Origin of the sequence: uncultured Aureimonas sp. (genome assembly GCF_913775355.1) — a bacterium.
Lineage (GTDB): Bacteria > Pseudomonadota > Alphaproteobacteria > Rhizobiales > Rhizobiaceae > Aureimonas.
The window spans coordinates 1-6364 of record NZ_CAJYIU010000096.1 but is presented as its reverse complement, the minus strand read 5'-3'; the positions used below and the strand labels follow the sequence as shown (position 1 = coordinate 6364).

The following is a 6364-nucleotide window of genomic DNA, read 5'->3' as shown; positions in this document are numbered from 1 at the left end:
TCGCCGAGCTCGTCTGCTCCAACTCGTTCCGTTCCGACGACGCCGAGACCAATGCGGTCGGCGTCCTGCACGCCGAGATGCGCCTTGCCGGTTCTCTCATCATGCGCTGCGCCGACGCCAACCAGGTTCCCGCGGGCGGCGCTCTGGCGGTCGATCGCGAGGGCTTCGCGCAGGCGGTGACGGCGACGCTCGCCGCTCACCCCCTCGTCACCGTCGTTCGCGAGGAAATCGCCGCGTTGCCACCTGCGGACTGGGGCCGCACGATCATCGCCACCGGCCCTCTCACCGCCGAGCGACTGGCCGAGGCCATCCGCGCCGAGACGGGCGCCGACGCCCTCGCCTTCTTCGATGCCATCGCGCCGATCGTCCATTTCGACTCGATCGACATGGACACGGCCTGGTTCCAGTCCCGCTACGACAAGGTCGGCCCGGGCGGGACCGGCAAGGACTACATCAACTGCCCGATGGATCGCGACCAGTACGAGGCCTTCGTCGCCGCGCTCGTGGCGGGGGATAAGACCGAGTTCCGCGAGTGGGAGGGCACGCCCTACTTCGACGGCTGCCTGCCGATCGAGGTGATGGCCGAGCGTGGGCCCGAAACGCTGCGCCACGGGCCGATGAAGCCGATGGGCCTGACGAACGCCCACAATCCGACTGTGAAGGCCTACGCCGTCGTTCAGCTGCGGCAGGACAATGCTCTCGGCACGCTCTACAACATGGTCGGCTTCCAGACGAAGCTGAAATACGCCGATCAGGTCCGCGTCTTCCGCACAATCCCCGGCCTGGAGAACGCCGAGTTCGCTCGACTCGGCGGCCTCCATCGCAACACCTACCTCAATTCGCCGACGCTGCTCGACGGCACGCTGCAGCTTAAGAGCCGTCCGGGACTGCGCTTCGCTGGGCAGATCACCGGTTGCGAGGGCTATGTCGAGTCCGCATCCGTCGGGCTGATGGCTGGCCGGTTCGCGGCTGCGGAAGCGCGCGGCGAGACGGCGGTCCCGCCGCCGCAGACCACGGCGATGGGCGCCCTTCTCGCTCACATCACGGGCGGTCACCTCGCGACGGAGGAGGAAGGCGGCAAGCGCTCGTTTCAGCCGATGAACGTCAACTTCGGTCTGTTTCCGCCGGTCGAGGTGCCCCGTGAAGAAGGCAAGCGCCTTCGCGGCAAGGAGAAGACGATCGCCAAGAAGCGCGCGATGGCGCGGCGTGCGTTGTCGGACTTCTCAGACTGGCTTGCCGCCGAGCCCGCGGCATTGGCCGTCGCGGCGGAGTAGCAGCACCTCGTCAGCGCATGCTCGCCCATTCGCCGTGACGCAGGGCGACGCCGGCTTGCATCCAGAGGAGTTCGCCTGCCGCACTCCATCTCAGATGCGCGACACGAAGCCGGACGGTCCGGCCGTCCGCCGAGCGCAGATCGATGACGAGCGGCGGAAGGCTTCCGGCGCTCGTGGACGAACGGTCCGCCGGAAGTGCGGCGATGAGGTCGAACCGGTCCGTCAGCCCTCGATAGGTGACGGCCAGCGTTTGCCCCTCGAGATGGAGGGCCGGATCGATCTCGTCGGTTCCGGTGATCGTGCCGAGCAACGGCACGACGCGATCGAACCCGCCGACATCCCAGGCGCCTTCGGTGGAGAAACTCTGTTCGACGCTTCGGGTCACCTCGGCCTCGCGGGCGGCAACCTCCCCCATCAAGCTTCGAATCCGCGCCAGACGCTCCTCGGGCAGGGTATCCGCGAAGGCGTCAAGGCGGCTCGCGAGGCGGTCGCCCCCGTCCACGTCATCGAGTGCGTCGAGGCGTGAGTTAAGGACGCTTCGCTGCGATCCGTCGAGATCGCGCATGCCCTCTGCGCCGCCGCGCAGGTGCGCACCGAAATCGCGCTCGATCAGGCTGGTCTGGCTCCGCCCAACCGTCTCGACGACGCCCCACGGGCCGACCGTGGAGAGTGTCAGAAGCACCGGCAGGACGCCGACGACAAGGCGGATGTCCGAACGTGTCTGAGGCAGGACCTGCAGGAGTGCCGCGATGGCGGCCGCAAGGCCGTAGGCGGCCGAGAAGTATCGCTCGACGGTCCACCCTTCACCGACGACGCGCAAACCCAGGGCATAAGCGAAAAGCGCCAGCGGCACGACCAGCAGCCAGGCCCATGTCCGTGCGAAGAGCCGCGCGGCCGGCGCGAGATCATCGAGATAGGGCTCCAGCCCGACGCGCAACGACAGGACGAAGGCCGAATACAGGAGGACGATGCACCCGATCTCGTTCGTTGGGACGTCGCCGGTCAGCAGAATCTTCGCGGCATAGACGTGAATGAAGAGGCTCACGACGAGAACGAGCGGTGCCGTCACCCATTCGAAGAGCGGCCGCACGGCGTGCTCCAACCGCTCTCCGGTTCGGTCGCGCAGGGCGACCGCGTCCGGTTGCGGCACCCGGCCGAGCGCGAAGAGAGGTCCGACCAGGGTCAGGCCGGTCGTGAAGAGATGCGCATAGGCGCGGCCGGTCAGCCCAACGCCGAACAGGGTCCGAACCATCTCGAAGATGGCGGTGAAACCGAGGAGGAAGATGAGGACCGAGAACCAGCCGAGCGTCAGCCCGAGCGCCGTCCACAGTGCGAACTCCCAGAAGTCGCGCGAGGTGCCGCGCCCGATGAAAGGCGCCAACGGCACGGCCGTCAGGATCGCAAGCGTGAGCGCGGGGCCGTGAAGCAGAAACGGGTGTGCATAGGCGACGAGCGCGCCGACAGCGGCAAGCCCACCGAACCCGGCGGTCCGGGCGACCCCGCCGGACACACCCCGGCTCTCCGACCAAAGGGTGATCGCCACCGACGCAGCGGCGCCCGCGACAAGCCCGAGAAGCCAGCGGCTGACCGTGTCGGTGGCCTCGAGGTCGGTCGCCACCACCCAATTGGCGATCGCCGCGATTGTGAGGATGGCCAGTGCGGCTGCGGGAAATCGGAACGTGGCTTCGCCCGACCGGACCACGAGCGATCGCAGAAGGCCGGCGAGGCGGGACGCGTTCAAACGCATGGGGTAACTCTTCTTCGGTCTCAGGCAGCGCCTAGCGACGCATCGTTCGCCAGTAGAACCGGAGCCGGCGAAGAGGTTCCGTCAAGACCGAGGACTTTTGTCCGATCCCGCGCGCCTTGAACAGTACGGGAAGCAGAGCTGGCCGGATCGAAGAGCTGAGCCCACCGATCTGCGCCTCCGCCTTCGCGAGATGATCGCACCCGAAGGCGACCATCGCGTCGCACGCGGGTTCGGCGGCCGGGCCGCCGGCGAGCCAGGCGGACGCGTCGAGGCCTGTGGCGCCCAGAATGTCGGACGGGACGAAGATCTGATGGCGGGCGCGATGACGCTCCACGTCACGCAGCACGAGCGCCGCGCAGGCGGCAACGCCGGCATGACCCGCTGCCTCGGCGGCGGCAGGCGCCGCCGACCGGTCGAGGATCATCGCGGCCAGCATGGCGATGGCCGACTGGGTCTCGCCCGCATAGGCCTCGAACTCCTGCCGGTCTCCCATCGGATCGGAATAGAGATCGAAGATGCGCGCATCGAGGTAGCGTTCGAAGGCGTCGACCGGGAGATCGTAGCGGCGCACCGTTTCGACCAGCGCCGTGGCCACGGGGGAGCCCTGCCCGGCCGCCTCGGCCTCGGCTTCGCTGGAGGTCAGCCGATCGCGCCACCACTGAAGGCGGATTTCGCCCGGCATCGGCTGGCTGATGTGGTCGCGGATCCGCGCGGTCTCGATCGCGAAGGCATACAGCGCCCAGAGGCCGTCGCGCCGATCCTCCGGGGCAAATCCGACGGACACGGCCCGATCGGCGTCGCTGTCCTGTACGATCCGCGCGCACTCGGCGTAGGCGCCACCATGCGCCGCCTCCACCGTCATTCGACCGCCACGAGCGCGGCGGCCACCGGGCGCCCTTCGAGCAGCATGATGTTGTAGGTCCGGACTGCCGCGCCCGTCGACATCGGATCGCAGGAGATGCCGCGATCGCGAAGCCGCGTCAGAAGCGCTGCCGGCGGACGCCGGATGTCCTTGCCGGTACCGAACAGAAGGAAGCGGATGTCGTCCGCCTCATCCAGCACTTTCATCAGGCGCTCGCCCGTGAACGGCTGCTCTTCCGTCGCCGTCCAACCGTAGATGCCGGACGGCAGGCACAGGATCGAGCCTCGGTGCGACATGTCGGCGAAGCGGAACCCACCGTTGCCGTAGGCATCGATGGGCGCGCGGCGCGGGTAGTGCGCGTCGCGAATTTCGCCGCTCACCTCACGCCTGCCCGGCGCGCGGCGTGTTGCCGATACGGGCCTTCTTCTCGGACTCCAGCGCGTCCTTCGGATCGCCGCCCCGGATCGTCTCCGGCCGCAGCTTGAAGTAGATGAGGACCGGGGCCGCGATGAAGATCGACGAGTACACGCCCACCAGAACGCCCGCCAGCATCGGCGCCACGAAGACGCGGATGACGTCACCGCCGAAGCCGTAGAGCGCCACCAGCGCGAGCACCAGCGTGACCGCGGTCAGCATGGTGCGCGACAGCGTCTCGTTCAGCGAACGGTCGATGATCTCCGAGATCGGCATCTTCTTGTATTTGCGCAGGTTCTCGCGGATGCGGTCGAATACGACGACCGTATCGTTCAGCGAGTAACCGACGATCGTCAGCAGCGCCGCGATCGAGGTCAGGTTGAATTCGAGCTGCGAAACCACGAGGAAGCCCATGGTCATCGCGACGTCGTGCGCCGTGGCGAGCAGTGCGCCGATCGCGAACTGCCACTCGAAGCGGATCCAGACATAGGCGGCGATCGCCAGCAGCGAGGCCCCGACGCCGAAGATCGCGGCCCAGGCGAGTTCGCCGGACACCGTCGGGCCGACGACCTCGACGCGCTCGAACGTATAGTCGTTCTGCAGCGAGGCGCGGACGGCGTTGACGCTTGTCTGCGGCGTCTGGAGATCCTGCTCCTGCACGGCGTAGCGGATCAGGACGTCCTGCGGCGAGCCGAACTCCTGCACCTGGACGTCACCCTCGATGATCGGCGAGAGATCCTCGCGGATCTTCGCGACGTCCGCCTGCCGTGCTTTCGACTTCACCTCGAGCACCGTGCCGCCGGTGAAGTCGATGCCGAAGTTGAGGCCACCAACGAAAAGGCTGCCGATCGAGGCGATCGACAGGCCGATCGTGATCGCGAAGGCCCATTTGCGGATCGCCATGAAGCGGATGTTCGTGCCGTGCGGCACGAAGGACACCCAGCCCTTCGGCACCTCCTTCGGGCGACGCTTCTTGACCCAGAACGCCACCATCCATCGCGTCAGCGTCAGGGCGGTGAAGATCGTTGTGAAGATGCCGAGCGCCAGCGTCACGGCGAAGCCGCGCACGGGACCGGAGCCGAGGAAGAACAGGATCACGGCCGCGATCAGCGTCGTGACATTGGCGTCCATAATCGTTCCGAGCGCCTTGTGGAAGCCCGCGTCGATCGACTGGACGACCGACCGCCCGTTTCGCCGCTCCTCCAGAATGCGCTCGTAGATGAGGACGTTCGAGTCGACCGCCATGCCCATGGTGAGCACGATGCCGGCGATGCCGGGCAGCGTGAGGGTCGAGCCCAGCACCGAGAGCAGCGCCACCAGGATGACGACGTTCACGAGGAGCGCGATATTGGCGATGATGCCGAGGAAGCCGTAGGCGATGAACATGAAGGCGATGACGAAGACGCCGCCGATGATGCCCGCGTTCTGGCCGGCCGAGATCGAGTCCGCCCCGAGGCCCGGCCCGACCGTCCGCTCCTCGATGATGTCGAGCGTCGCCGGCAGCGCGCCCGCGCGTAGGAGGACGGAGAGATCGTTCGCGGTCTGAACCGTGAAGTTGCCCGAAATCTGCGCCTGGCCGCCGAGGATCGGCTCGCGGATGTTGGGCGCCGAAAGGACCTTGTTGTCGAGGACGATCGCGAAGGGACGGCCGACGTTCTGCTGCGTGACCTCGCCGAAGCGCTGGGCGCCGCGCGCATCGAAGCGGATGTTCACGACCGGCTGGTTGTTCTGCTGATCGAAGCCGGCCTGCGCGTCGGTGAGATTGTCACCCGAGATCATCACCTGCCGCTGGACGAGGACCGGCACCGGCGGCGTATCGTTCGTCTCCAGAAGCTCGGAGCCGGCGGGGACAGGCTGCTGCCCGGCCTTCACCGCCTCGGGCGAGTTGTTGACGTCGACGAGCCGGAAGGTCAGCCGGGCGGTCTGGTTCAGCAGCGCCTTGAGGCGCGCGGGATCCTGAAGACCCGGCACCTGCACCATGATGCGGTCGACGCCCTGGCGCTGGATCACCGGCTCGGTCGTGCCGAGTTCGTCGACGCGGCGGCGCACCACCTCGATCGACTGCCC

At 67.6% G+C, this 6364-nt stretch carries 5 protein-coding genes; 1 reads left to right on the top strand and 4 read right to left on the bottom strand.

Annotation, left to right across the window (positions count from 1 at the left end; translation table 11 throughout):
• The coding region (gene trmFO, locus QZ753_RS06785; RefSeq protein ID WP_294642165.1) for a methylenetetrahydrofolate--tRNA-(uracil(54)-C(5))-methyltransferase (FADH(2)-oxidizing) TrmFO at positions 1-1274 on the top strand (1274 nt) is incomplete at its 5' end.
• A gap of 10 nt (positions 1275-1284) precedes the next feature.
• Here trmFO and QZ753_RS06780 read toward each other — a convergent pair.
• The 4 genes from QZ753_RS06780 to secD all read right to left on the bottom strand — a co-directional run.
• Complete coding sequence (locus tag QZ753_RS06780) at positions 1285-3021, bottom strand: DUF4153 domain-containing protein (RefSeq protein WP_294642162.1); 1737 nt, start codon at positions 3019-3021, stop codon at positions 1285-1287.
• Positions 3022-3052: 31 nt separating this feature from the next.
• Entirely contained in the window at positions 3053-3883 is an 831-nt protein-coding gene (locus tag QZ753_RS06775; RefSeq protein WP_294642160.1) for a phytoene/squalene synthase family protein, read from the bottom strand.
• A complete protein-coding gene (locus QZ753_RS06770) occupies positions 3880-4263 on the bottom strand; it encodes an Mth938-like domain-containing protein (protein WP_294642158.1) in 384 nt (127 codons plus the stop codon). The genes QZ753_RS06775 and QZ753_RS06770 overlap by 4 nt, the downstream gene beginning before the upstream one ends.
• A 1-nt stretch (position 4264) precedes the next feature.
• Positions 4265-6364: protein translocase subunit SecD (gene secD, locus QZ753_RS06765; protein ID WP_294642156.1), on the bottom strand; the 2100-nt coding region annotated here is incomplete at its 5' end.

Excerpts from the sequence above, each read along its gene's own strand:
- QZ753_RS06775 (WP_294642160.1), bottom strand. The coding sequence starts at position 3,883 with ATGACGGTGGAGGCGGCGCATGGTGGCGCCTACGCCGAGTGCGCGCGG.
- QZ753_RS06780 (WP_294642162.1), bottom strand. The coding sequence starts at position 3,021 with ATGCGTTTGAACGCGTCCCGCCTCGCCGGCCTTCTGCGATCGCTCGTG.